Source organism: Micromonospora profundi, from assembly GCF_011927785.1.
Taxonomy (GTDB): Bacteria; Actinomycetota; Actinomycetes; order Mycobacteriales; family Micromonosporaceae; genus Micromonospora; species Micromonospora profundi.
This window is the reverse complement of sequence record NZ_JAATJK010000001.1, coordinates 3,421,899-3,448,309: the sequence shown is the minus strand read 5'-3', so window position 1 is coordinate 3,448,309 and position 26,411 is coordinate 3,421,899. Positions and strand designations below refer to the sequence as shown.

Annotated in this window: 22 protein-coding genes; 20 read left to right on the top strand and 2 right to left on the bottom strand. The window is 68.2% G+C overall.

Annotated features, from left to right (window positions below; genetic code table 11):
• Positions 1-84 precede the first annotated feature (84 nt).
• The 6 genes from F4558_RS15075 to F4558_RS15050 all read left to right on the top strand — a co-directional run bounded on the left by F4558_RS15075 (position 85) and on the right by F4558_RS15050 (position 8,467).
• Complete coding sequence (locus F4558_RS15075) at positions 85-1,017, top strand: PrgI family protein (protein ID WP_167944815.1); 933 nt, start codon at positions 85-87, stop codon at positions 1,015-1,017.
• Entirely contained in the window at positions 1,014-2,831 is a 1,818-nt protein-coding gene (locus F4558_RS15070; protein ID WP_376767520.1) for a VirB4 family type IV secretion system protein, read from the top strand. Before F4558_RS15075 ends, F4558_RS15070 begins: the two co-directional genes overlap by 4 nt.
• On the top strand, positions 2,828-5,320 hold the full coding sequence (locus F4558_RS15065) for a type IV secretory system conjugative DNA transfer family protein (protein WP_167944813.1): 2,493 nt from the start codon (positions 2,828-2,830) through the stop codon (positions 5,318-5,320). Before F4558_RS15070 ends, F4558_RS15065 begins: the two co-directional genes overlap by 4 nt.
• 194 nt (positions 5,321-5,514) lie before the next feature.
• On the top strand, positions 5,515-6,456 hold the full coding sequence (locus F4558_RS15060; RefSeq protein WP_167944811.1) for a replication-relaxation family protein: 942 nt from the start codon (positions 5,515-5,517) through the stop codon (positions 6,454-6,456).
• Between the two features lie 75 nt (positions 6,457-6,531).
• The gene (locus F4558_RS15055; protein WP_167944810.1) at positions 6,532-7,212 is read left to right on the top strand and encodes a hypothetical protein; all 681 of its coding nucleotides are present in this window, start codon (positions 6,532-6,534) and stop codon (positions 7,210-7,212) included.
• Positions 7,213-7,351: 139 nt separating this feature from the next.
• On the top strand, positions 7,352-8,467 hold the full coding sequence (locus F4558_RS15050; protein ID WP_209273306.1) for an EcsC family protein: 1,116 nt from the start codon (positions 7,352-7,354) through the stop codon (positions 8,465-8,467).
• A 1,130-nt stretch (positions 8,468-9,597) separates the two neighbouring features.
• On the opposite strand, the gene F4558_RS15045 is transcribed toward F4558_RS15050, so the two are convergent.
• The gene (locus F4558_RS15045) at positions 9,598-12,897 is read right to left on the bottom strand and encodes a hypothetical protein (protein ID WP_167944808.1); all 3,300 of its coding nucleotides are present in this window, start codon (positions 12,895-12,897) and stop codon (positions 9,598-9,600) included.
• The gene (locus tag F4558_RS15040) at positions 12,898-13,248 is read right to left on the bottom strand and encodes a hypothetical protein (protein WP_167944806.1); all 351 of its coding nucleotides are present in this window, start codon (positions 13,246-13,248) and stop codon (positions 12,898-12,900) included.
• 887 nt (positions 13,249-14,135) lie between these two features.
• On the opposite strand from F4558_RS15040, the gene F4558_RS15035 reads away from it, so the two are divergent.
• The 14 genes from F4558_RS15035 to F4558_RS14970 all read left to right on the top strand — a co-directional run bounded on the left by F4558_RS15035 (position 14,136) and on the right by F4558_RS14970 (position 26,112).
• Entirely contained in the window at positions 14,136-14,810 is a 675-nt protein-coding gene (locus F4558_RS15035) for a hypothetical protein (RefSeq protein ID WP_167944804.1), read from the top strand.
• 225 nt (positions 14,811-15,035) lie between these two features.
• Positions 15,036-15,461 (top strand): hypothetical protein, encoded by a 426-nt coding sequence (locus tag F4558_RS15030; protein ID WP_167944802.1) that lies wholly within the window; start codon positions 15,036-15,038, stop codon positions 15,459-15,461.
• Between the two features lie 124 nt (positions 15,462-15,585).
• Positions 15,586-16,626: a hypothetical protein gene (locus F4558_RS15025; RefSeq protein WP_167944800.1), complete on the top strand. Its 1,041-nt coding sequence runs from the start codon at positions 15,586-15,588 to the stop codon at positions 16,624-16,626.
• On the top strand, positions 16,623-17,192 hold the full coding sequence (locus F4558_RS15020) for a hypothetical protein (protein WP_167944799.1): 570 nt from the start codon (positions 16,623-16,625) through the stop codon (positions 17,190-17,192). Before F4558_RS15025 ends, F4558_RS15020 begins: the two co-directional genes overlap by 4 nt.
• Before the next feature lie 90 nt (positions 17,193-17,282).
• Entirely contained in the window at positions 17,283-17,924 is a 642-nt protein-coding gene (locus F4558_RS15015) for a hypothetical protein (RefSeq protein WP_167944797.1), read from the top strand.
• Positions 17,925-18,154: 230 nt separating this feature from the next.
• Positions 18,155-19,303 (top strand): GGDEF domain-containing protein, encoded by a 1,149-nt coding sequence (locus F4558_RS15010; RefSeq protein ID WP_167944795.1) that lies wholly within the window; start codon positions 18,155-18,157, stop codon positions 19,301-19,303.
• A gap of 188 nt (positions 19,304-19,491) precedes the next feature.
• On the top strand, positions 19,492-19,653 hold the full coding sequence (locus F4558_RS15005) for a hypothetical protein (RefSeq protein WP_167944793.1): 162 nt from the start codon (positions 19,492-19,494) through the stop codon (positions 19,651-19,653).
• Positions 19,654-19,971: 318 nt separating this feature from the next.
• Positions 19,972-20,916, top strand: coding sequence for a DNA-processing protein DprA (locus F4558_RS15000; RefSeq protein ID WP_167944792.1), 945 nt, complete (start codon positions 19,972-19,974; stop codon positions 20,914-20,916).
• Complete coding sequence (locus F4558_RS14995) at positions 20,913-21,539, top strand: hypothetical protein (RefSeq protein ID WP_167944791.1); 627 nt, start codon at positions 20,913-20,915, stop codon at positions 21,537-21,539. Before F4558_RS15000 ends, F4558_RS14995 begins: the two co-directional genes overlap by 4 nt.
• On the top strand, positions 21,532-22,035 hold the full coding sequence (locus F4558_RS14990) for a hypothetical protein (RefSeq protein WP_167944790.1): 504 nt from the start codon (positions 21,532-21,534) through the stop codon (positions 22,033-22,035). The genes F4558_RS14995 and F4558_RS14990 overlap by 8 nt, the downstream gene beginning before the upstream one ends.
• Before the next feature lie 146 nt (positions 22,036-22,181).
• The gene (locus tag F4558_RS14985) at positions 22,182-22,682 is read left to right on the top strand and encodes a hypothetical protein (RefSeq protein WP_167944789.1); all 501 of its coding nucleotides are present in this window, start codon (positions 22,182-22,184) and stop codon (positions 22,680-22,682) included.
• A 254-nt stretch (positions 22,683-22,936) separates the two neighbouring features.
• A complete protein-coding gene (locus F4558_RS14980; protein WP_167944788.1) occupies positions 22,937-23,920 on the top strand; it encodes a DUF4192 domain-containing protein in 984 nt (327 codons plus the stop codon).
• A gap of 29 nt (positions 23,921-23,949) precedes the next feature.
• Positions 23,950-24,753, top strand: coding sequence for a hypothetical protein (locus tag F4558_RS14975; RefSeq protein WP_167944787.1), 804 nt, complete (start codon positions 23,950-23,952; stop codon positions 24,751-24,753).
• Positions 24,754-25,134: 381 nt separating this feature from the next.
• Positions 25,135-26,112: a DUF2637 domain-containing protein gene (locus F4558_RS14970; RefSeq protein ID WP_167944786.1), complete on the top strand. Its 978-nt coding sequence runs from the start codon at positions 25,135-25,137 to the stop codon at positions 26,110-26,112.
• Positions 26,113-26,411 lie beyond the last annotated feature (299 nt).

The window sequence follows — 26,411 nt, the reverse complement described above, 5'->3', positions numbered from 1 at the left end:
TCGGCCCGACGCAACAACACCGGTAATGGCTTGCCCGGCTGACACCTCACGCCCCAGACCCGACCCACTGCCTGAGGAGACCCCATGTCTGATGTCGATCTTCGTGCCAGGATTCCCGCTGACGTCGAAACACCCGATCGCCTGCTGTTCAACCTGACCACGCGGCAGGTCGCCATCCTGGCCGCCGCCGTGGCCATCGCCTACCTGCTGTTTCGGGGGCTGCTCGATGTTCTGCCGATGCCGGTCCTGCTCGGCGGTCTGGTCCCGCTGCTCGGCGCCGCAACCGTCCTCGCGTTGGGCCGCCGCGACGGATTGAGTCTGGACGCCTGGCTGCTCGCCGCGGTTCGCGGCTCCCGCACCCCACGCCGGCAGGTTCCCGCACCCGGCGGGGTGCTCAAGGCGCCGCGGTGGGCGCCGGTCCCCAGCAGCGCCGAGGGTGAGCTGACCCCGCCGACGCCACTGCGCCTACCGGCGCGGTCGATCGCCACCAACGGGGTGGTCGACCTCGGCGGTACCAGCGCTGCGCTGGTCGCCGTGAGCACCGTCAACCTCGGACTCCGCACCCCAGCGGAGCAGGCCGCGCTGGTCGGCGCCTACGCGCGGTGGCTCAACAGCCTGACGGCCCCGGTGCAGATCGTGGTCTCCACCCAACGCGTCGACCTGGCCGGGCACGCGCAGCGCATCGCCGACGCCGCGGACCTGCTGCCCAACGCCGCGCTCGCCGACGCCGCTGCGGACTACGCCGAGTTCCTCCTCGACCTGGAGGACGAGCGGCAGCCGCTGTGGCGCACCGTCACCATCGTCCATACGGCTACCGGCACCCGCCGCGACCAGGACGTATTGCGCGCCGCCGAGCACACCGCTGGTGCCTTGCAGAGCCTGGGCGCCAGCACCCGCGTACTGGATGGCCCTGCCGTCTGCGCGGTGCTGGCCGCCGCTGTCGACCCCTACACCCTGCCCGTGCCCGGCGAACGGGCCCTACCTAACGAGCCCATCACCGCCGAGGAGCCGTCGTGAACCTGCTGCGACTGCTTCGTCCTCGTCGGCCTGCCCGCCCGGCGATACCGCCGACGGCGGAGGCCGACACCCTCGCCGCGCTGATCGGCCCGGCCAGCGTGGAGGTCACCCCTCGCTACCTCAAGATCGGTGAGGGGTACGCCTCGACGTTGATCGTCAACGGCTACCCGGCGGAGGTCGGGGCCGGTTGGCTGCTCCCACTGACCGGCTGGCCCGGTCGTGCCGACGTCGTCATTCACATCGAGCCGCTCGCCCCGCAGGTCGCCGCGTCCCGGTTGCGCCGCCAACGCGCCCGACTGGAATCCTCCCGGCGCGCCGACGCCCAACACGGACGCCTCGACGACCCCAGCACCGAGGCCGCCGCCGCGGACGCCGCCGAGCTCGCCGACCGGGTCGCCCGCGGCGCGAGCCGCCTGTTTCGGGTCGGCCACTACGTCACCGTGCACGCCCCCAACCTGGACGAGTTGACCGAGTCCGTCGCCCACGTACGGGCCACCGCCGCCTCGGTCATGCTCGACACCGTCCCGGCCACCTGGCGGCAACTGCCGGCCTGGACGTCGACCCTGCCGATGGGCGTAGACAGCATCGGCATGCGGCGGGTCTTCGACACCGATGCCCTCGCTGCAGCGATGCCCCTGGCCTCCGGGGATCTGCCCGCCCCGTTGCCAGGCGACCCGCCCAGCGCCTCCGGGGTGCTCTACGGGGTCAACACCGCCACCAACGGCATCATCTGGCACGACCGCTGGGCCGCCGACAACCACAACAGCGTCGTACTCGCCCGATCCGGCGCCGGTAAGTCGTACTTCATCAAGCTCGAAACGCTGCGCTCCCTCTATGACGGAGTGCAGGTCAACGTCATCGACCCCGAAGACGAATACCTGCGACTGGCCGAAGCGGTCGGTGGCACCGTCATCCAACTCGGCGCACCCGACGTCCGACTCAACCCGCTGGACGTCGCCGCCGATGACAACCGACCCGACGCCCGCAACCGGCGAGCCCTGTTCGTGCACACACTGATCAACGTCCTGCTCGGCGCCGGCGGCCACGACGGTGCGATGGCACCCACCGAGCGCGCCGCCCTCGACCGGGCGGTCAACGCCGCGTACCTTGCTGCCGGCATCACCAACGAACCGACCACCTGGGCCCGCCCGGCTCCGCTGCTGCGCGACGTCGCCGCGGCACTGGAGGGCGACGCCACACCGCCGGCGCTCACCCTTGCCGCCCGCCTCTCCCCGTGGACCACCGGCAGCTTCAACCACCTCTTCGACGGACCCACCACCACCGGCCCCACCGGGCACCTGGTGGTCTGGTCCACCCGACAGCTCGCCGATGAACTCCGCGCCCCCGGGATGCTCCTCGCCCTCGACGCGATCTGGCGCACAGTCGACGCCCCACCCGCCGACGGCCCGACCGCCGACCCACGCCGCCTCGTCATCGTCGACGAGGCCTGGACCCTGCTGCGCGACGGCGAAGGCGTCCGATTCCTCAACCGGCTGGCGAAGGCCGCCCGCAAGCGGCGAGCCGGGGTGTCCGTGGTGACACAGGACGCCGCTGACCTGCTGGGCTCCGAACTCGGGCAGGCCGTCGTCGCGAACTCGGCGACCCAGCTCCTCATGCGCCAGGCCCCGCAGGCCATCGCCGCCGTCGCCGACAGCTTCAACCTGACCGGGGGAGAGGCACGGATGTTGCTGTCAGCGCAACGCGGGGAGAGCCTCCTCCTCGCGGGCGCCAACCGGGTAGGCGCCCACGCCGTGTCCTCCCACCGGGAACACGATCTCTGCGTCACGGGCGACCTCGACGGGCAGACACCGTGACAGCGCTCGCCTCATCGACACCGCCGCCGTTGCCCTTCGTTCCTCCGCCGGTGCCGTCCAACCCGATCGCGGACGCCATCGTGAACGCTTTCCGGTGGGTGACCGACCGTCCGTGGCTCGCCATCGTCATCGCCGCCCTCGGGCTGGTCGTACTTATCGCGCGAGGACAACTGCACAGTTGGCGGCATCGGCGGCTACTGCGTCACGCCCACCAGGTCGTCATCACCCCACCACCGGACGTCGACCCAGACAGCGCCGCCCGCTGGTGGGCGACCTGCGCCGAGATCCTCCGCCCCGCCGGATGGCGACGCCTGATCCACGGCACCCCACACGTCGGTTTCGAATACCGATGGGCGGGCCGGCAGTTGACCATCAACATCTGGTTGCCCGGCACAGTGCCCACCGGACCCGTCCTCGCCGCCATCACCGGCGCCTGGCCGGGGGCCACCGCCGCCGTCACTGACGCCACCGCGCCGATACCCCTGGCGACCCTCGACGAGGGCGGCGCCCTGCTTCCCACCCTCGCGGCCTGGTACCCGATCGTCACCGACCACGACAGCGACCCCCTGCGACCGCTGATCTCCGCGCTGTCCGGGCTGCAGGATCCCGAGTACGCCTGCGTGCAGGTACTCACCCGCCCAGCCACACCCCGGCAGATCCGTCGGCTCCGCGCAGGGACCGGGGCCCTCCGCAGTGGCCAGCCCGCACGAGGGCTACTCGACCCCACAGCCTGGCTCCGCGGACTGCTCGAACTGATCGTGCCCGGGCCCGGCCGGGCCCCCGCGGCCACTCGGGCCGCCGCCACCCGGTCGGTACCGACAGATCCGGAACGCGATCGCGACGCCCGCGCTGCGGTCGACAAACTCGCAGCCGGGCAGCTGTGGGAGACCTCGATCCGCTACGGCGTCGCCCACACCAACCCCCGAAAGGTGGCAGAAGAGAATCTGCGGGCCCGACTGAAGACCCTCGCCCACGGCGTCGCTTCCGCCTACGGCGTCTACACCGCCCGCCAACGACTGCGCCGCGTCCGGCTCAAGCAGCCCGCCGCGGTGTTGTCCGCACGACCACTGCGCTCCGGGTACCTGCTGGGAGCCGGTGAGCTCGCCGCCGTCGCGGCCCTACCGACCGACCTGGCCGTGCCCGGCCTCCGACGCGCTCGCGCGAAGCCCATGCCAGCGCCGGTCGAGGTTCCCGCCGGCGGACGCGGCGTCAAACAACTCGGACACGCCGAGATCGGCGGTCACGCCGTCGGGCTACCCGTCGTCGATGCCCGCCAGCACCTGCACGTCCTCGGCTCCACCGGCGTCGGCAAATCGACCTTCCTGGTCAACATGATCCTCGACGACGTGGCCGCCCGCCGCGGCGTCGTGGTCATCGACCCCAAGGGAGACCTCGTCACCGATGTCCTGGACCGGCTGCCGGAGACCGTCGCCGACCGGGTCGTCCTCATCGACCCCGACCAGGACCAGGGCGGCTACTTCAACCCGCTCTCCGGAGACGACCACGACCTCGCCGTCGACAACGTCGTCTCCATTTTCAGCAAGATCTTCCAACGCCACTGGGGACCGCGCATCGACGACACCCTGCGGGTCGCCTGCCTCACCCTGATGCGAAAGGCGCACGCCACGCTCGCGCTGGTGCCACCCCTGCTCAACGACCGCCAGTTCCGGATGGCCTTCACCGACGGCCTCGACGACCCAGAAGGCCTGCTCGGCTACTGGAGTTGGTATGAGTCGATGCCGCCGCCGGTGCGAGCGCAGGTCATCGGACCCGTCATGGCCCGGCTGAGAGCATTCCTGCTGCGGGACTTCCCACGCCGAACCCTCGGCACGCCCCGCTCTTCATTCGACATGGGGCAACTGCTCGACAACGGCGGCATCCTGCTCGCCCGCCTCCCCAAAGGCCAACTCGGCGAGGACACCTCCCGACTGATGGGCTCCTTCGTGTTGGCCCGCGCCTGGCAAGCTGCCACCGCCCGCGCGAGACTGCCCGAAGACAAACGACGCGACTGCACGGTATTCGTCGACGAGTGCCACAACTTCCTGAACCTGCCCGGCTCGGTGGACGACATGCTCGCCGAAGCCCGCGGCTACCGCATGAGCCTGGTGCTGGCCCACCAGGACCTTGCTCAACTGCCACGACCCACCCAGCTCGCCCTGAGCGCGAACGCCCGCAACAAGATCACCTTCAACGTGGCGCCCGAGGATGCGCACCAGATGGCCCGGCACATGTTCCCCGAACTGTCCGAACACGATCTGAGCCATCTGGACGCCTACCAGGCAGCCGCGAGGCTGGTCATCGGCAATCGGGAGACCGCGGCGTTCACCCTGCACACCCGGCCACCCCGCCCCGTGGTCGGCGCCGCCACACACATCCGGGCCGCCTGTGCCGCTGCCAGCGGCAACGCGACAGACCCGACCGCCATCGAGCAGCTCGCCAAGCGCCTCGCCGGCAGCGATCGAGGCAAGACATCCCGTCGCAGCGACTGACGCCGGAACATGCCACTCCATACACCGGAGTGGGTTCGCAGCCTGGTCGGCGGTCCGGCCCGGACACGGTCGTTGCGAACAGCCCGCAATCCGTCGCTGCTGACCCAACAGCGCAGCTAGGAGACGTACATGAGTCATGATCAGCCGTCCCGACAGTCCCACCGGGGGGACATCCTCCGATCGGGGGGTGCCCCGTGACCCCCCGATCCCGATCCACCCTCCGTCGCTCCACGACCACGCTCTCCGACGTCTCGGCCCGCCTTCGCCCTCGCGATCGGGTGATCGCCTTCCTGCTCTCCGACCACACCTCCCTCACCACCGACCAGATCACCTCAGTCTTGTTCGACTCGCCGGTCACCTGCGCCCATCGCCTCTACACCCTGCGACGGCTCGACTTCATCGACCGTGTCCTGCGCTACCCCGGTCAACCCGCACAGGTCTACTGGGTACCCGGCCGGCTCTCCGCCCGCTTCGTGGCCCTCGCCCGCGGTAACACCCCGCCCACCCCGAAAGCCGTCGCACTCGCCGCGGACTCGGTGCTGTCCAACCGGATCCGGCAGCACACCATCGAGACCAACCAGTTCTTCATCGACCTCATTGCCCACGGGCGCCGTCATCCCGAGGCGAGGCTGACCCGCTGGTGGTCCGAGCAGCAGACAGCCGCCGCCTTCGGACAACGGGTACGCCCCGACGCACACGGCGTGTGGACCAACGGCCGCAGCAGCGTCGGCTTCTGGCTCGAGTACGACCGTGCCACCGAAGACCACCCGCGCCTACGCGACAAGCTGGACCCCTACCGGCGCCTACGGATGGACGGCGGACCCGGCCACATCCTGCTGTTCTCCCTGCCGAGCCGGGAACGCGAACGCAACTTCCACACCAAGCTCGCCGACGCCGCCCGTCACGATCACCGTGTCGCCGACGCCCTGGCCACACTCACCATCGCCACCTGCGCCCGGGACCGGATCAACGGACACAGCCCGGCCGGACCGGTATGGCGGCTCGTGGGCAACGGGGGACACCGGCTGAGCCTGGCCGACCTACCCACCAACGACGACGAACCTGGCCCGCTCAATCCCGGCCCACCACGTCCGGCCGAGGATCCGCTCCACGAGCTGCGCGGCGCAGCAGAGTGAACCGTCGTGGGCGTCGATACCTGGCAGCTCGGGACCTGCCGAGTCGCTGTCTGGCCGCCCCAGTAGGGTCACCCGGTGACCGCGTACGACATCGCCGCCAGACTGCCTTCCATCGACCGGCTGCGGCAGCGGTGTAAGGCATTGGCCGCGCTGGAATGCATCATCGACGGCGGGGCCGCGTACTACGCCTACACCCGAGCCTGGGGCCCGGATGAGGCGGCGCTGATGAGCAACGGCAGCGGCGACGAGTGGGCCGTCGTGTTCACCCCCGACGGCGTGTTCATCCGGGTCTTCGATCACGAGTCGGCGATGTCGCCCTACGGCGATCCAGACTACGAGCTGTGGCCGGGCCTGCTGGACGGGCTGCCCGTGGAGCTGCGTCCGCAGATCGAGGAGCCTGCTTTCTGCGACGAGGCCGGGCAGTTCATCGCTACTGCCGTGCTATGGCGGCTGGTCGGGGACGACCGCTGGCATGCTGGTGACGGCATCGTCTTCCCGCCACTTCGTGGACCTTACGACGACACCGGGCCGGACGGGTCCAGCATGCTCGAGATCCTGCTCGACGACATCGTCGATCGTTTTGCCGAGTTCGCCAGCGACTACTACGAGATCGAGGTGGATCGGGCGGCGGTCGAGCACGTTGTCGCCAACCGGCCGCTCACCGACAGCGTGTTGCAGGCGCTGAACCCTCAACTCACCGTTGCCGAACTGCGGCAAGACATCGCCACGATTGGCTACCCGATCGCCGCGGTGTAGCGGCAGTTAAGGCGTCCACCCGCCCTCGGTATCTAGGCGTCGGCGGGCGAACGCGAGCGTGTCGAATAATCAGCCGGATTCGCCAACGCTGCAGGCCCACGGGGCGCTGCGTGTAGCTCTTTGCCCCTAAAATCGCGGCATGGGAGACCCCTCGGACTACGAGCTCGACGCCTGGCGCCGCATCCAGAGGTTCAAAGGCCGCCCCCTGTCACGAGTGATGAGAAACGCGAACGAGCAGGTTGCCATCCGCGCTACGGAGATCGGTAAGCGTGCGACAAAGTACCTGGAGAACAACCCGGGAGCCCAGGCGGCCGTCTCGCGTGGACAGAAAATCGCCGCCAAGGGCGCTCATGCAGTCAGCACCGGAGCTCGTAAAGCTGCCAAGGCCCTCCCAGACGGCATCGTAGACTGGAGAGGCACTGCTCTTGGATCTATGCGACGAATGGTGGCACGAGCCTCGCGAGTGGGACTTTCCCCCAAGCGGGTGGTGGCGCTCCACCAGAAACGAGGGCACGATGTCGCATCTCTCTTCGATCTACGTCGCCTCGACCTTGAGCAGATCGACGCTGTCCGTGGACGAGGAGCCAGCCTGTACTACCCGGCTGCGGCGGCAGTCTCAGGGGCTGGTGCAGGGCTTGTAATCTCCGGGGGAGAGTTCGTTACCGCCGCTTCCGCTGGGGCCTCGGCGGCGCCCTCGGGGGCTGCAATCGCCGGGTCTCTCCTCGCCGACGCCGCGGCCGTTCTCGGACTCGCGTCTCGCGCCGTTGGTCATGTGTCCCTGCTTTACGGTTACGATCCCGAAGAGCCTAGCGAGAAATTCTTCGTGATGTCTGTCGTCAACGCCGGGACGGCGATGTCAGTTAGCGCGAAGACCGCCGCCATGGCCGACATCTCGCGGCTCACCCAAGCACTCGTCCGAGGAAAGACCTGGACCGTCCTGGACAAGTCCCTGGTCACTCAGGTCTACAAGCAAGTCGCGAAGGCAATCGGCAAACGCTATACCAAGCAGTCGCTAGGCAAGGTCGTACCCGCAGTCGGCATCGTCCTTGGCATGTCGTTCAATTGGGCCACTCTGGAGGCGATCGTTGACGCCGCCGACACCGCGTACCGGCGGCGTTTCCTCCTTGAGAAGTACCCGCACCTCACAGAGGACGAAGCGCCCGCAACGTTCCCTGACGTGGTCCCGGAGGACGCCGACGAGGTGATCAGCGTGCTCGGCGAAATCACCGAAGCGGGCGGACCTGACCTTCGCTGAACACAGAGAGTCTAGACCGGACTATGGTGCATGTCTTTGTTCGGAGGAGTTTGAGGACAACGGTCGTTAAGCTCATGCTCATGAATGCGTGCCGGCGTGTGGCCGTTGCCTGCCTGGCCTTGCTGGTCACATCGGGTTGTGGCTACTGGCGGTCCTCAACCGCAGCAGGTACCCCGACGACCTACACGTGTTGCGATGGCGAGGACGTCAATACGGTCTACCAGCCTGGCCAGGAGATGACGATTCACTGGATCGTCAGGCCGGGGACCGATCCCGCCGCAAAGCCGGCAGAGGTCGAGCTAACCGCGCGTCTGACTGGCCCGTACGGGAGTGCCAGCGAACTGAAGAGCGCTGGAGGGGGTAGGGCTCGGCCCGCTTTGGGAGAGGTGACGTTCGACGCCCAGCCGGTGCGGCCATCCGGTGCGGCGGGCGACCGACCGGTCAGCGTCATCCCAATCGCGGAGGACGCGCTGCCTGGCTATTACAACCTGATCTTTGCCGTCCATCAGGGTGGTGGAGGTGTGAGCGGAGCGAGCGTCGTCCGGGTGGCACCCAAAGCTTGAGCCTTTTAGATGTTCAGTCCGAATACGGCGTGGTTCTGTTCGGTGGCAGGTGCGCCGCAGGCCGATGCGAACGTAGCGCCTGCCGCGGCGGGTTACGTCGCCGCCGGATGCGCGTCGGTGGTCTTATCACCTGGCTGCTGTTGCTTTACCGCTACTTCGCGATGCAATAGAGTTGATGATCGAGCGGCCGGATCCGCCACGCCGTGTCGCGCTGACGGCAGGGTATCCGGGATGGCTGCTCGGTTTTGAGGTCGGCAGCGAGTCCCGAGTTGACCTAAGTCCTCATTGCGCTCAGGGCCTTCACCGGTCAGCTCCTGGACGGCACTACAACGGCAGAATCGGGCAGGTCAACCAACCCGGGCACGGGCTCCAGCGACTTTCGCAAAACGGCAACCCGCTCTGCGGGCCAATCCGTACTGTGCCGGGCTTGAGACCGTGACTGGCCGCACTGCTGTGACAGTTTTATACGCGGCGTGGTGTCGCTGCGGGAATGTGAACTCCGGGCCACACGCCATGCGGCGGTTGGCAGGCATTCCGTTAGGGTGGACGCCGGCCTACCGGATCGAATTACCGCTGTGCCCTGATTTCCACGTGTCTTGTTGTCTCCTGCAGTGCGGATTCCGCCATGTCCAGCGCCTCAGGATGAAGGCGGTGAAGAGCAACGACGCATCCTATCCACGAACCATGAAGCAACGCATGGGCCAGAAGGCGTTTGCCCGCGCGCTCGCTGCGAGACATGGCTGCGGTAGTGAAGGATTCGGTTATCAGGCCAGGGTTGGTGACCTGGCCAGCTGCCACGGCTGACCTCTCCAGATTCCCCGCCTCCGCCTCCGCGACCGCCAGGGCGGCCATGGCGCGGTTCCGCATCGCGGTGCCTTCCACAGCCGCGGCCACCCGCTCGGCGTCGGCGATCCTGCCGGCTCCGGCGAGGCCGACTACCACCGCCCCTCGCGCCTGCTCTTGGAGCGTCTGAGGGCTCACGTCGGCGACGATCGACAGCGCACGACCCAGGTCACCCGTGCGTGCTGCTGCCTCAGCCAAGGCGCGCCGGGCACGATTTAATGGCCCACGCGCCTGGATGGTGCTACAGAGCGCCTCGACACGAGCCAGTTGCCCCTGTGCCGCCGCAGCATTAGCCACCGCAGCGAGAACGGCGTCGTTGTTGCGGATGGTCTGCGCCAGGGCGGTCGCCTCGTCGAGTTCGCCCCGGATGGCCACCGCCTCGGCAATCACGATCATCGCCCGCCGCCGCTGAGTCTCGTTGGGTATGTCCATCGCCATCTTTACTGCGAGATCTGTTGCCCCGGCGGAAGCGGCCTCCTCAATGAGAGCAAGGCGTACCCGCCGAAAGTCGGGCACGTTCAGGGAGGGGTCTGCCAGGAAGTCGATGGGCCAGTGCATCACATGTGTGCCAGCCGCGTGGGCCACTGCGACGAAAGCCTTGCCCCGGTTGGCCGCCGACGTGATCGAGTTGGCGATCCTGGTCGCTGCGCGAAGATTTCCCCGCGCCGCCGAGATCAACGCCGCGCTAGCCTTCGTGCGATCTACCCGATCCGGGCCGAAGGCAAATCGAGATATTTTCTCGGATAGCTGCAGTAGTTCGAGGGCAAGCGCCTCTTCTCCCGTCGAGGCGGCGCTCCCAGCGAGCGCTACGAGGGACTCGCTCCGCAAGAACGACTCCTCCAGCGAGTCCGCGAACTTCCGCGCCTCCTCCAGACCGCCGATTTCTACGTAGGCGTCAGTGATAGCAGCGACAAGGCGGAGCCGTGTTTGGGCGTCAGCACGGGATTTGAGGAGCAGGCCTACGGCTTCGTCAAGGAGGATCCGTGCCCGGTCCGCAGAACCCAGCGCGAAAGCCGCATGCGCTGCAGAGACCATGGCCTCTGCTCTGGTGCTGGCCTTCTGCAGGTTGCGGGACCCCGTCTCCAAATCGTCGAGTAGCTTGTCAACTCGATCACGTTGTTGCTTCCGCATCAATGCCTTTAACAGAAGCATGCCGGCGCGGATCTTGGGCTCCCCTGCTGCCATCGATTCATGGGCAGCCAGAGCCCTGTCGAGGTAACCAGAGGCGTCGTCGGGACTATCTGCGTCGGCGGTCGCGATTAAGGCCGTTACCTTTTGGAACGGTGCCGTGATGAGGGGAATGAGCCGCTCGCAACGGGCGATGTCGGACGCCCGTGCAGCTTCCTGCACCACCATTCGGATTACACGACTGTGGCCGCTGGTGTCCGCAGCGTCCGACAGAGCAAGCCTTTCAGCGTCGTCGAGCCGACCGGTGGTTGCGAGCGCGAACACCACCGCACTCCGAGTCCAGTTGCGCCGTTGAGCGTCGGGAAAGGAGGCGGACGCCGCCGAGGCCTCCTTGAGCAGTGCCTCAGCTCGATCCACCTGGCCGCGGTGGTGCAGCTCTCCGCTGAGTAGGGCGAGCGCGAAGCATGCGGTTTCCGGCTGGATCATCGATCGGATCAGACGCTCTGCCCTGGAGAAGTTCCCGATCTTTGCCCAGGCAAGCGGTAGCTTGATCGTCATTGCACTGTTTCGGTCGAGCAGGTGATCCCGATGCACGGCGAGCTTCGTGGCCATGGGCAGGTTCTGTCCGTCGACGGTCGCGGCTCGCAACGCACTGTTGATCTGGCTAAGCGCGTCGACGTCGCTGCCGGACCGGTCGAGCATGCGATTGTAACGGTTCGGATCCGTAACTAGGTTGGTTGCCGCTGCCAGGTCCCCTTCAGCTAACAGTAGGCTGTGGTAGCCGAAAAGAAGGTAGTCGGGAACGGGTTCCGGCCAGCCCTTGTTAGCTTGGTCGCCGGCCCATTCGGCAAGCCGATTCCGATAGGGCCGTAGACCCGCGGCGCCCAGCGTCCGCCTTGCGGTCTCCTGTAGCTCCTCGTGGGCAAGGATGAATACATCAGGCGCAGGCACGTTCGGATAGTGGCTGTCTCGGCGCGAGAAGCTCCGCCCGCTGACAACGCTCAGCTGCCGTTCCACCTTCGCTTCCGGGAGCCCAGTCAACGACGACAGGTCGCGCGCAGTCAGGCCTCCCCCGGCCGCGACGAGTGTCCCGAGGAGGTCCCTCTCCTCGGGCGAGCCGAGCAGGAGACTGTCCAGCTCGCGCTCCATGTCGCCGCGGACGATCTGCGCGGCTGGCGATGGCTCGAGCACCCGCACCGTCGCTGGATTGCGTAGCGGATGGCGCCAGCCGACATCCGCTGGGGTCGGCGGGTTCGGCCTCCGCGACACGATGGCTTTCATGGTGGCGGGCAGCCGTTCCGGCAACAATGCTGCGATGCTGTGTGCCTCGGCGCCGACGGTTACACCTCGATCTTCGTCGAGGCCGTCCACAACCAGCACCAGCGACTCGCCGCGTTCCTGGCAGGCGTCGGCTGCGTCGTCGAGCAGACCCAAGAGATGCGCATCCTGGGTAGTGTCGTTGAGCAGCGGAGGTAGATCTTCGCCCAACAACGCCAGGAGCTGCTCCAAGACGTTCGCTACGAACGCGTTGCGGTTACTCTGCGCCGCATGACGAGCCGTTACAAAGAAGGAGACGATCCGGACCGACTCCGGCGGGTGCAGAACGAACCAGGACAGCAGGGCGGATTTCCCGGACCATGGTCCGGCCTCCCAGCACCAGTATTGACCCGCGGTGTCCGCACTGCGAGCGAACTCGGCCATCATCGCGATCTCTGCGTCCCGCCCGATGAGTGCGTCGGGCACGAACCGCTGGACCTGATGCCGATAGCGGGTCTTGACCGATGCTCCGGTCCGGAGGTTGACATCGCCGATGTGTACACCTGAATTCGCGTACCCGCGGTGCGCTGTTGCGGTGCCCGTGTCTGACAAGTCGATGGATGTAGCTGGCTTGGACATTTACAGACCCAAGTGCAGGCCGGTGTTGGAGTTTCCGTCCTTTGATTCGGCGTCGCCGCTGTTTCTGATCTTGACCGAGAGTGCCGCGGAGTCTGCCTTGCCTCTTACTCCTGTGTTGGCGTCGCCGGAGGAACTCGACGCATTCCCGCTGTTCTTGACGGTGTACTTGGAGGATGTCGCGGTGCCGCGAAGTGCCGCCCACACCGCGACACCAACGGCCGCGATGCCAGCCATAGCCGAGAGCGCAGAGGCGATCTTGCTCGCGTCATCCCATCGCGCCACGGAGAACCAGAACCCAAGGCCGGCGACCGCGAGGAGCGTGATCACCAAGATCCATCGACCCAGCTTCATCCAACAACGATGCCACAGTCCCGTGGGCGTGCGCGTCCATCGGCGCGTCGACATGCAATTGATTGGCGTACCCGGTTGTAGTCGCCCCGTGCTCCGGCAGCACAAGACGTCCGGCGGGAAGTCGCCGCATCGAACGGAGCCAAGCAGCACCGCGCGGCAACTCGGCCCGGATGGAGTGTGCGCTCGCCGCAGTCGGGACCGTTCGCGCCGCCGCTGCTGTCGACGGCGCGTGAGACCTTCAGCCGGCGATGACAGTCGCCCGGCGAGGGCTGCCATGAGGAGGTAGATCAACGCCTCATGAGTTCGGTAAGGCTGTTGTCATCGTCGCCTCACTCGAGGGGAACAGTCGTCCAGGCGGGTCACGGTCGTCCGCCAACACCAGGTAGCTGCGAAACCAACACCTTTGCCGCGGCACCCAACGACCTTGGCCCACCATGGATGTCGGTCGTCGAGCACCCAACACACCTGCTCAATAGTCGGCCGTCGAAGCGGTTTGCCATGATCGTTACCTGTTGGGTCGGCAGGATAGAGTGAACTCTCTTCTATAGCACTCCCCAACACTGCACCACCTCGGGCCCTGGCTCGCCACGGCAGGAGCCGCACCCGCCCACCCGCCATTTTGGCCGGTCGGCCGCGACACATCCTCCCCGGCACCCACGCCCACCCGCACCACCCAGGCACCACCGCGCCAGCCCTGCCGTACGGGCAGCATCGCCTCGACGCGCTCGCGTCATCACGCTCGGGATCCCCGCCCGCCGCAGCTTCCACCGGCGCCAGCCCCGCGATCCCCGCACCCGACCTCCCTGTCCGTCGACGCTGTCGCCTGCCCGCGCGCTCTCGCGCGATCGCACCTCGGTCGTGTCTCCGCACCCTGCCTGGAGGAGCCCATGCCCGCACGTCCTGCCGTGCACACCATCGTGGTCTGCCTGTCCACCGACGCAACACCCCAGTCCATGCCCGCCCTCGCGGCGACCCGCCTCGTTGCACAACAGCTCCGTCCCGCCGGCCCTGTTGGCCACTTCGCCGCCCATCACCGACTCACCCGACAACTGCTGCATCGCTACCAGGGCTACGCCGCCGGCGGCCCGGTCCGTCACCTTGACCTGGCCGGCATGCGTGCCCGCGCCGCCACCAGCGCTGTCTGGCTGTGGCACCGATGGCGAGACGTCGTTGACGGCACGCGCGACGCCCAACCGCTCTCGGCCTTCGTCGACCGCCACCGCGACGACCCGGCACGCTGGCCGCTCAGCCGCGCCCAACAGGCATACCTCGCCCAACCTCGGGTGCTCGCGATGACCACCTACAACGCCGCCTACCGGCAGCAACCTATTCCTACCGCGGACATCGAAGCCCTTCAAGCCGGCCTCAACAGCTACCGCACCCTCGCGGCACTCGCGGCCGTGCCCGGCGATGCCCTGGCCGCCGACGCCGCTAACTGGCTCACGCCCAGATCGGGCCGGCTGGCCGACCAGCTGGACTATCTGTACGCCGCCAACGACCACATCGACCGGCTGCGCCCGAACGAGCAACTGGTCGCCATGGCCGCTTGGCCCCTCGCCTAGAAACCGTCCAGCCTGCGGCGCAACCTCCCGGGCCGGGCGTACCAGCGACACCCACGACATGCCGCTATCGACTCGGACCGGTGCAGCGACGGGAGAGCCCACCCTGCCAACTGGCCCGGCTGACTTGCCAACCGCCGTACCTCGCGGCCGGACCAGGCATTCGCCTGACCGGCCGTTTTTCGTGCCCAGGGGTCACCGACCCCACGACAGCAGAGGAGAAGGAAGATGACCATCACCGCGATGCGGCCGCCGCTCGACATCCGTAAGTCGGCGCCCGCTCCGGCACAACAGGCCACCTACCTGATGGTCGGACCGTCCGGACGGCTGACCGTCCTGGAGGCCCCTGCCGATGGCGGCGGGGTTCGGCTCGGCCGACCCATCACCACCGGCGCCGCCTACCGAGTCCAGCTCGATGAATGCACCGTCATGTGGCTCGAGGACGACCAGCAGGGCAGGGGAGTCCCCAACTGGACGGCCACCCAGATGGCCCTCGAGACCACCGGCCGTCCATACCTCGGCCCGTGGGACGCGCCCTACCTGTGCGGGCCGGTCATCTTCACTGGCGCCGGTCGTGGCGCGGAACCGGTCGGGCTCACTGACCTGCAGTTCTCGCTGCTCGTGGACGCCCACGCCGCAACGGAGCTGTGGTGATGAGGTCGACGACGGCGCTCTTCGACGAGTTCACTGCGCGTCGGTCCGGCGATCTCTCACCACGACCTGGCGTCAGTCTGGCTGCCGACAGCCGCCTCGGCACCCCGGTCGGACGGGGGAGAGCATGAGGCGAAGCACCGTTGCGGACGCGGTCCGAGCATTCCAACGACTGCGTAGCGTCAACGCCGGAAGTCTGGTCGGGGTCGCCCTGGCGGACCGGTACCGCACCTCACCACCACTCAAGGTCGACACACTGCCACCGGCGCAGGCTGCGGTGCTGGGCGCCCCGATAAAGGCTCGGACCGCTGGGGTCACCGACGGGGAAACCCCTGCCTATCTGGTCTACTCCGGCGACCTTCCGGTGGCCTGGTGCACGGTCCGGGCCACCGTCGTCACGCCTGATCTCGTACTCGACGGAACACCGGCCCGGCACCAGCGGATGGCGGTGCAGGCGTTGTCCAGCCTTGCCCGATGGGTGCTGGTCGCGCTCGCCGATGCAAGGGCTGGGGATGAGGCCGCCGTCGTTCGGTCGGCGATGAGCCAGGAGGGGGCCGTCCGTATCGCGCCTGCCAACGACCTGACCTCGTCCGCAGCCGTCCTCCTCGACGGCGACCTCACCGCAGCTCGGGCCAGCATCGCGAAACTGCTTCCGGCCGAAGCCGCAGCGGAGGTGGTGGTCATCGACGCGCACGGGTTTGGCCGGTATGGCCGCGACTCACACCGACTGCCGCTGCCGGTGCTGTGCGCGATGCGCCGGATCGCCTCAACCCATCAGCTGCCGTTGGCTGCGGTCGGCGACTGGCTCGCGGCGAGTGGCGGCGTCGACGCGGACGTCCCCGCCGATGACCTGCCGGCGATTTTCGCTGCCGACTTCGTCGGCCTCTTCCCGCACCGCTCGGACTACGCCGAGAAGCACCTGGTCGAGCGCGGCTGGGCCACGGCGCTGGAACGCCTCGGAATGCCCGGGCGCTACATCGACCTCGAAGCCCTGGAGCGAGACCTCTTCGACAACGAGGTCCATGCCGTCGCCACCACCGTTGCGACCGGTGGGCAGGCCGTCGCCGTGTTCCGTCGTCCGGTCCTGTCCTGGCCTGAGACACCCACTTCCACCTCCACTCCTGTCCGTACACCAGCGCGGGCGTCAACGAAGGGAAGGCACCCATGACCGAAGCGTTCTCCGGGGACATCGGGCGGCTCAGCTGCACGGCCGCCCAGGCTTGGCGGGAGGTTACCGGCGAGCCGATGCCCGACGACCTGCTGACCGCATTCCTCGCCGCCGCCAGCAGCCCCGCCAGTGAACTACCCGCCGCCGCTTGCGAGCACGACCACACCAACGGCGATGACCGCAGCGTCTGTCATGCCCGGTTGATCGAGGATCTGCTTCAGGCCCGAGCAAGGGCCAACCGCGCACGCCACGAGGCAGCCGAGCACCGCACCAGCCTGCGCCGGCTGCAACTCGGCGTACGCACAGCTGGGCTCGGCACGCTCGACGAGAACCCCGACTTCGAGGAGAGCCTCAGCGAGGCGCTGGCCGACTGGGGTCTGCCGCCGATCCCCTCGGACCACGTGGTCACCCTTCGCGTGCCGATCACCATTTGCATCTCCGCAGTCGACGACGACGAGGCAGTCCGCCTGGCCGTCAGCGAACTCAGCGACGAGTTGCCCCGGCTGCCCCGCCGGCCGCTCTTCCGCGCTGACGAGGTGGAGGTCGTCTCCGTCACCAACGAGTGACCACGATCGTCGTCCCCGACCAACCGAACGATCCACGCCGTCCCAACAGGGGCGGCGTTCTTCGTCTCAGCCAGAGGAGGTAACACGATCATGACCGACACCGTCGAGCTGCTCGACGCCCAGAACCACGCAACCCCGGATGCTGCAGATCCGGAGAACGGGCCGGCCGCCAGCGACCTGACGATCCACACCGCCGTTACCGAGGAGATGCTCGTTGCGGCCTGGCAAGCCACGAATGGATCTGGTGACACACCGGCGTGGCTGAGCAGGGTCGCGACCCTGCTCGCCGCCGGCTACGGGCCGATGCCCGTCACGCCCACCGACGAGACGGCCCACCACCTACTCACTGCGGCGGTCGCCACCGCCAAGGCGACTGCGGAGGCCGCCGCGGCCGAGGCTATCGCCAGGCAACTCGCTCACGACGAGTTCAGCAATGACGTACGCCGTAGGGCGGCCTGTGCCGTCAATAACCGTGAGATCTGCCTGTCGGGCACGAACTACGCCCTGGAGCGGCTGGGGATCACCACTCTCCCCGTGGAATACAGCGTCGAGCTACTCGTCCCGGTCACCGTCCGGGTGCGCGCGACCGACGAGGAGGACGCCTACGACCGTGCCGCGGACGAGGTGCGCGACATGCTGTGTGGCGGAGACCTGGACTTCGACGAGTACGACCTGCGCCGCGAAGGTGCCCAGGTCAGCGACGAGGAAATCGACCTCGACGACCTGGACTGACAGCGGCGGCCGACATCCGGTCACGAGACTGCCCAATGCTGTCGCACCTGCACCGGCGGGCCGCAGGTGCGGGCATGCCGCGCGCGGCACCCTGAGCGGCGGCTCTTCCGAGCTGGCTCCCGTCAGGCAATAGGCCCATCAAGGGCCGGTACCCACCCCAAAGGCCCGGGGGCGGGCCTCGCCTACCACAGCGGCCCGCCCCCGGAGCTCCTCCATGAAGGAGCCCATACATGTCTAAATCCGATGCGCGATCCACCGACAGAGGTGATCTGCTTCGCACGACCGCCACGATCGTCATCGTCGCGATCCTCGCGACCGCGCCAGTTGCCTTCCTGACGTCCTACGGCCATCCCGCGGCGGGGGTACTTGTTGCCGTCATCGCCATGCAGAGCTGGATCCCTGTTGGCATCATCGCGAAGACCCGGCACATCCGGCAACAACGGAGACTCGCTGCGGCCCAAACCCGCGAGGAAGAACTGGAAGGTCGAGTTGCCGCCGGTGCCGCCCTTGAGGAGCAGCTGCGGCGAGAACTCCTAGCGGCCCAAACCGATCCGCTCACTGGACTACCCAACCGGACCCTCGCTGAGCGGGCCATCGCCGCCGCCAGTGCGGTGGCTGCACCGCTGACCATCGCCTTCGCCGACGCCGACGGCCTTCACACGGTCAACGCCAATGGCGGACACGCCGCAGGCGACCAATACCTGAAGGCCATCGCCGTCCGACTGCTCCACGCCGCCGCCTCCGTCAGCGCTGGGGCGCAGGTTTCTCGTACCGGAGGCGATGAATTCATGATCCTCGTGCCTCGCGCGGACGCCACGGCCCTGCGCGACGCGATCCGCGTGGCCCTTGTTAGACCAGTGATCGTCGCAGGACGGCGGATGCAACTTCGGGTCAGCGTCGGCATCGCCCTTAGCAGCGGTGGTAACGCCCGGTACGCCTTAGCCCAGGCCGACGCTGCCATGTTCACCGCCAAGCGTGCGGGCAACCAGACGCTCATCTACAACGCCAACCGTGACGGCGTGCCGGAGCTCGACGGCACCCGACCTCGGGTGCGCCGCCGGGATGTCGAACCCGACCGTGACACGGCGGCCCGGGCGACCGACGGCACTACCCCGACGACGAGGCTGGTCTGCTCGCTGGACGAGGCGGCCACCATCGCGAACGCCCTTTGGCTCGCCTACGACCGGTGGGCGGCCGTGCTCCAGGCCGAGCCGAACGATTCCGCGGCATCCACTGCACCGGTCGAGACGATCGACGTAACACCCACCGCCGAAGGACTCGACCGTACGGCTGCTTTCGCGGAAGCAGAGATGGCCAAGTACGCGGGACTGGCTCGGCGCATATCAGCGGCCATCGACGCCGCCAGCGAGCACTCGTGAACGGACAGGAGAGCCCGGCACTCCCATGTCTCCGAGTGCCAAGGGAGCCAGCTCCGGAGCTGGATCGCCGCCCGCCCCGTCAACGAACCGAACTACGGACCGTCCCGTTGCGGACGCAGGTGTCCGTGACCCCGACCTTCCCAGTCGCGTTTCGTCCGCAAGCGCGGCCAGCTGAGAGGAATTTGTTGATGCCCAAGCACGTCGCCCCCGAGACCAAGAGCGGCTTCCTGCGGCGTTGTCTGCGCCGTGGATTGCATCCCGCGGTCCACGTCCTTGCCCTGGTCAGCCTCCACGTCGTTGCCCTGGTCGTCATCTCCGCGACCGGTCTCGGCTCGCTCGGGGGCCACTGACACCGACCAGTTCGCGCAGGGCGACCGTGTCACTCGCGCCGATAGCCGTACAGGGGCGTCGCCGCCACACTCCCGCGACCGAGCGCCCTCGAAGGGCACCCGCTTCCGCAGGTTGAGCTCGCGCTGATTCGCCTGCCGCCTCTGACGATGCTGCGCACTTCGACCCAGACCTCCGCCGGCCGTACCCCGGCGATCCCGACATGACTGCGCCTGGGCGCGGCGAAGTGCCGCGCCCAGGCCCAACAACTTTCCCAAGGGACGCATTGCCTGGCGTCGCCAGCCCTGCATCCCCTGATTCGGAAGGAGACAGAAGCTGACATGAGCACCATCGACGACCCAAGAATCGCCCGCGCTGTCCTGGCCCGGCTGACCATTGTCGGTGACCGACTCGTCCACACGATGATTCACGATGAGGGCCCGGAAGCGGTCCTCCACCGGTTGATCGCCGGCCACCTCCCGCAGGCCGAGGCACGTTCCGCAGCTGCCGAACAGTTGGGTGCAGCCGGTCTGCGGCAGGTCGCCATCAGGATCGTTGTCGACACCGAACGGATCGGTGCTCGGATCGTCATCCCGCAGGACGCGGAGTGGCCCACGGCGCTGGAGGACCTGAACCAGCACGGCGACGCCACCGACGACGATGTCCGGCTGCCCGCCCCACCGCCGTGCCTGTGGGTTCGCGGCGCACAGCCCCTCGTAGAAACCCTGCACCGGTCTGTTGCGGTAGTCGGAGCCCGCGCGGCCACCAGTTACGGGCAGCATGTCGCCGCGGAACTTGGCCACGGTCTCGCCGAGAACGGGTGGACCATCTTCAACACCGGCGGGTACGGCGTCGACGCCGCAGCGCTTCGCGGCGCACTGACGGCTGGACAGCTGGCCGTCGCGATCAATCCCGCTGGACTCGACCGTCCCCATCCGCAGGGCAATTCAGCGCTGTTCGAGCGGCTCTCTCTCATCAGCGCCTGGCCGCCCGGCAGCGCGCCGTACCGAAGCCGCATCGCCGTCAACGGGGCCTACCTGGCGGCGATGACCGGCGGATGTGTGCTCGTGGAGGCCGCCCTCCGCAGCGGCGCCCGGGCCGTCCTGGCGCAGGCCGATGCCCTCGGCCGACCTGTGATGGCGGTGCCCGGTCCGGTGACCTCCGCCCTTTCCGTCGGCTGTCACGAGGCGCTGCGCGAGACGCCGCGGGTGCGTCTGGTCCGTGACGTCACCGACGTCGTCGGACACCTGGCCGAGCGACGCTCACCCGAGCGAACGACGACATGAACGCCTTCCCGAACTGGCTCGACCTGCTCGAGCTCGTCAGGGCAGCGGGTGAAATCAATGCTAGAAACGGCACCCCGCTGCCCACCGACGACGAACTGTGGGCGGCCGCCCGACGTAGCCAGAGTGTCGTGCTGCCGGAGCAGATCGACGACGGCCTGCTTGCCGAACTGCGCGACGCCTTCAACGACGGGCAGCAGCCCACCCGCTTCGACATGCAGGCCGTGGTCGTCGAGATCGTCAGACATGGCCATCACGCACACATCGACAACTCGGGTGGGAATACCGCCACCATCTACGCCGGAAGCCAACACACCGAACAGAACGGGGACGCCCGCTGGGCGGTCACCGCCGGCCCCGGCTGGTTCGCAAGACCCGATCATCGGGAGCCGGTCGCCGACACGAGCGAGTTCCATATTGGCCCGGACGACGGCGTCTGGACCATTGCGGTGCCGGACCACACCAGCCCGACGGAGGTCGCTGCCCTGATCATCGCGGCCATCGAGCAGGTCGCCGAAGGGCACGGACGCCTCAGCAATTTCCCACCCCTACCAGTCCACGTCCATGGCCACGATCAGTCGGATGCTGCGGAGGAGGAGCCAGCGCGGGGTCAGGTTCATGACTGACATCGTCTGCTCGCGGTGCCAGACCCTCAGCAGACTGCGGCGCCACGGCCTGCCGTGGTGTGAAGCCTGCGAAACGTACCTCGTCATCGATGCCGGGTCCGGCACGTGGGTCAGCTTCGCCGATCACGAACATCGTCGGTGCGCGGCGGAGAACGAGCGGGACATTGCCCACTCCGTCGACCTCGTTGACGAGCATCTGCCTGAGGCGCAACGGCTGGTCCCGGAGGGGTGGGCCGCCCGCCGCCACCAGACCGACGGTGCCCGGTGCGTCGTCGCCATCGATGCACCGGCTGTCAACGCCACCAGCTACCTGTCCCCACCCGACGGCAAATTCGGCTGGTACGTACGCGTCCACAACCGCGCCACCGGGGTCGACTTCCCGCTCTACATCGACGGCGGGGCGCGCGCAGCATCGTTCGACACGATCGAGGCTGCAGTCGTCGCCGCGGTTGAAGCGCTCCGCGTAGAGGGCGCCAAGGAAGCATGGCGTCGCTGACGGCCTGCAACAAGCAGTAGCAGGTGCCGTGAGCCGAACGCCCAGACCTACGGGGTACCTCGCACCCCCTCCACTGGCCCAAGCGAATGCCGCCCCGCTGTGCAATCGCAGGACCAGGCGCTGCGTCCCGGCCGTGGCTGCGGGCGGTGCCGGCCAGCACACAAAAGCCGACCTTGCAGCCCGGGATCGCCGCTCGCGGTCCCGGGCTGCTCGCTCTGAAGGGACCAACCTCGATGACTGACGACGCCTCTGGCCGTAACGAGGACTACCCGTACATCCGTGCCTGGGGCCGCATGCGCGGCTCTGCCCCCGACTACCTGGCCTATCTGCTCGACCTGGCCCGGGCACAGAACGCGCCCGCCGACGCTGTGGAGTTCCGACACCGCGACGGTCACTGGATCACTACCGACGAAATCTGGGCCGCCGACAGCCGCCGTCACCTGGGTCTGGATCCGATTCCGCCGATCGCGCCAGACCTCGATCTGGTCGTCGCGGAAATCGGCAATGCCATGCGCTGCTCACGCTGGATGACCGACCGCAACGGACTTCGAGAAATTCAGCGCCTGGACATGAACCGACTCCGGATGACCTTCGCCACCGGGTTCACCGGGGACCTGCACGTGGAGATCACCCCGCCCCGGCCGTGATTCCGCTCGCGCCGACGGCAGTGCGTCGGGGGCGTGCTCGCCTGGCTTCGTCCGGCGACAAGGCATCCCTCTGCGCGCAGCCGTCGACGCGCACCTCCATGCGTACCCGGACCGGGAACACACGCTCGCGCTCGGGCGCGCTCCCGGCGGAGCCATACGCGTCCGCCAACACCTGACCGAACTCGATCAGGCCGCGCAGTCCCACTCCAGTCCACCCGCTCTCGCGTGGTGGATCCGAATCGGAAGGAAACACAATGACCAGCCCCGACAACTCCATCCTGCCGGTGCGTTCGGCCGCAGAGATGCTCGCTGCCGTGCCGCACCTGGTCGGATTCCACCCGACAAACAGCATCGTCCTGATCGCGATCGCCGGGGCGAAGGTCGCCCTTGTCACCCGGGGAGATCTGCCCGCTGGACTGGACGACATCGCACAGGCGTTGCCGGCCCTCGACCAGGTCCAAGCGACCCACGTGGTGATCGCCGCCTACGGGCCGGAAGATCTCGCCACACCGGCGGTCGACGCTGCCCGTGCGGTACTCACCGTCGCCGGCCTGCAGGTTTACGACGCGCTACGCGTCACCGATGGCAGGTACTGGTCCTACCTGTGCGACAACCCGACGTGCTGCTCACCCGAGGGCACCCGCTACGACGCGGTCGCCAGCCCACTGTCGGTACGGGCCGTGGTATCCGGATCCAGTCCGTTCGCGGACCGCGCAAGCCTCGCGGCCTCCATCGCACCCGCAGGCGGTGCCCTCCGTGCCGCCATGACCGAAGCAACCGACCGCGCCCGCCGACGGCTGGCGGACCTACCGGCCAGTCTCAGCGCCATCGAGGCCGAAGGACAGGCAGCGTTGACGGAGGCGGCCAACCGGTACCGGAGCGGCCAGCAGTGCACGGATGACGAGGTCGCCTGGCTCACCACGCTACTCAGCACCATCACCGTGCGGGACCATGCCTGGCTGACCGCCAGCCGCGAGGAGTGGCACCTCGAACTGTGGCGGGACCTAACCCGGCGTGCCGACCCGGACCTGGTCGCGGCGCCAGCCAGCCTGCTGGCCTTCACCGCCTGGCTGCAGGGGAATGGTGCGCTGGCCGACATCGCGGCGCATCGCGCGCTGACCGCCGATCCGAACTACGGGATGGCACTGCTCGTCCTAGACGGGCTCCGCGCGGGCATCCCCCCATCCGTCCTTCAGGACTGGCAGACCTGGGTTGCCCAGCACACCGACCGCCCATGATCCGCCGCGATCAGGAGGGGAGCAGCACCGTGATCAACCCACCCACTGACTCGGCCGCCGCCACCGTGGTGCAGCAGGCCCGTTGGGGCGCCGAGGAGATCCTCGACCTGCTGTATGCCGGCTTCCAGCACTCCCGCACCGTCGCCCCCGACGTGGACGCTGTCCGCGTCGCCGCCGACCTCGTCGCCCAACAGATGGTCCTCGTCCGGCAAGCCGACACCGATCTGATCGCCGCGCTTCGCGGCGCACTCACCTTGGCCGATCACGAGATCCGCGACAGCAGCGCGGCCATCGAGGAACGCTACCGGCAGTTCGTCGACCTGGTTCGACGCTGGATCATCTTCGCGGTCAACACCGGAGCATTGACCGTTCCGGACGCGAACGACGCCCTGCGCTACCTGACCATGCCCCCGCCACTGCGGACCCACTTCGAAGCCACCGTCCACACCCCGCTTGCCATCGAGACGGACGCGGCCAGCAGCGACGAGGCCGTAACCGCCGCAGAGCGCCTCCTCCGCGTCGAACTTCGTTGCCTACGGGACGCATCCGTCCACCCGACCAAACAGTGGCAGCTGCGGCTGCGCGCGCCCGGCGAGACGCCGCCGACCAGCAACGTCAGCGGAGAGCGAGGTTCCCACTATCGGATCGTCTTCGTGGTGCCACTCGTCGTCGAAGTCAAGGCCCTCGACCCACGAGGCGCCATCTCCGTCGCGGTCGACGTCGTAGCGAACGACCTGGACCGCCTCGAGGTCGCACGCGCCCACATCGACAAGATCCGCGGGGTCGACGTGGTGCCCGTCCACCACCGCGAGTACGACTTAAGCACCGACTGACGACCGCGTTCTCCACGCCCGCACCCGGGGTGACGCACCACCAGGTGCGCCCCTGGGCGCCGGATCACACCGATGTGCGGTGCCGGCGCCCTGGAGGCGCCGGCACCGCCCTTCTGGAAGGCGCAACCTGATGCGATTGAACACCCGAACGCGTGGCCAACTCGTCACCATCGCGCCCGGCCTGCTTACCTCCGCGACCCCGTATGGACAGGCCGCCGGTACAACTTCGGGCCGCCAGGAGGACAGCGGCCCCGCGGTGGACGTCGTCGCTTGGACGATCGCCCGACAGGGGTATGTCACGACACTCGACACTTCACGCAGCCTCACCCGACCGACCCGTGACATCGGGGCCGCACCGTCGCGACGACGGGCGGGTCGCTGATGGACATCCGACTCGTCCTCGTGGGCATCGCCGTCGCCATCGCCGTCACGGCAATCGACGTCGTACTTCGGCGAACCGCCCGCCCGGTCGGACCGGGACGGTCCCTGACTGACCTCGTCATCACCACTGCAGCCACCCTGACCACCCTCGGACTGGCGGGTGTCGCCGGTGCGGTCAGCTACGACCACCTCCGCGAACTCGCCGAATCGCGCGGGGAGCACGGCTGGAAGGCACACGCCTTCCCGCTGACGGTCGACGGCATCGAGGTCGTCGCCACCTTGGCGATCCTCGCCGACCGGCGGGCCGGCCGCCCCTCGGGCGCGTTCCCGTGGATCGCCCTCGCCGCCGGCGGTGTCGTCAGCCTCGGTGCGAACATCCTCATCGCTGAGGACGACGTCATCGCCCGGATCATCGCCGGCTGGCCCGCTGTCGCGCTCATCGCCGCGATCAAAATGCTGTCGCGGATGCTCGAACACCCCGTTGACGACTCGTTGCGACGTGATGACACGGCTGAGCCGCAGGCGAGCGGCGAGCGACACCACACCGAGCCCGAGATCGCAGGGCGAGCGCCGGACGACGACAACCGGCCGGACGACGTTTCGCGACACGCTCCCGACGTGTCGCGGGATGACCCTGACGTGTCGCGGCCCGACGGCGATGACCACGGGCCCGGCGAAGACCTCGAGCAGCCGTGGCCGATCGACCTGATCCGCCGCATCCCCGTGAATGCCGACCGCTACCGTCGTTGGCAGGCCGTCTGGGCGGACATGAAGGACGGCGAGACCGACCTCCGTGCCCTCGGGCAGCGACACGACTTCGATGTGCGCTCAGTCCAGGCGATCCGGCGCGCCGGCCAGGTCGGCATGCTCGACCACCCCGTCCCGATCGCCCGCCGGCTGGCCGAACTGGCCTCCCACAACGGGAGCCACGACAGTTCGCCCGAAGCGTCAGCGGCACCCTCGACCCCTGGGTCCTGAGTCTCAAGAAGCGCTGGCTCCGCATGTCGGTCCCGGCCGGTACCCCTCTGTCCCGGTTGTGGGGCGTCTGCCTCACTTCTGCAGAGGGGCAGAGGGAGCCGGCGCGGGGCCACACCTTGGACGGACTCATTTCTCGAGGTCGAAGGGCGACCCGCCTGGTCCCCGCGCCCATGGACTCCCGCCGAGGCCTGATCCGCCGAACCAATCCTGCTCAGCCTGCCCGGGATCTGCGTCCGGCCTGTCCCCCGCTGTCGATGCCCGCCCGATCGAACCCGATTTGTACCTCCTGGTGCCGCATA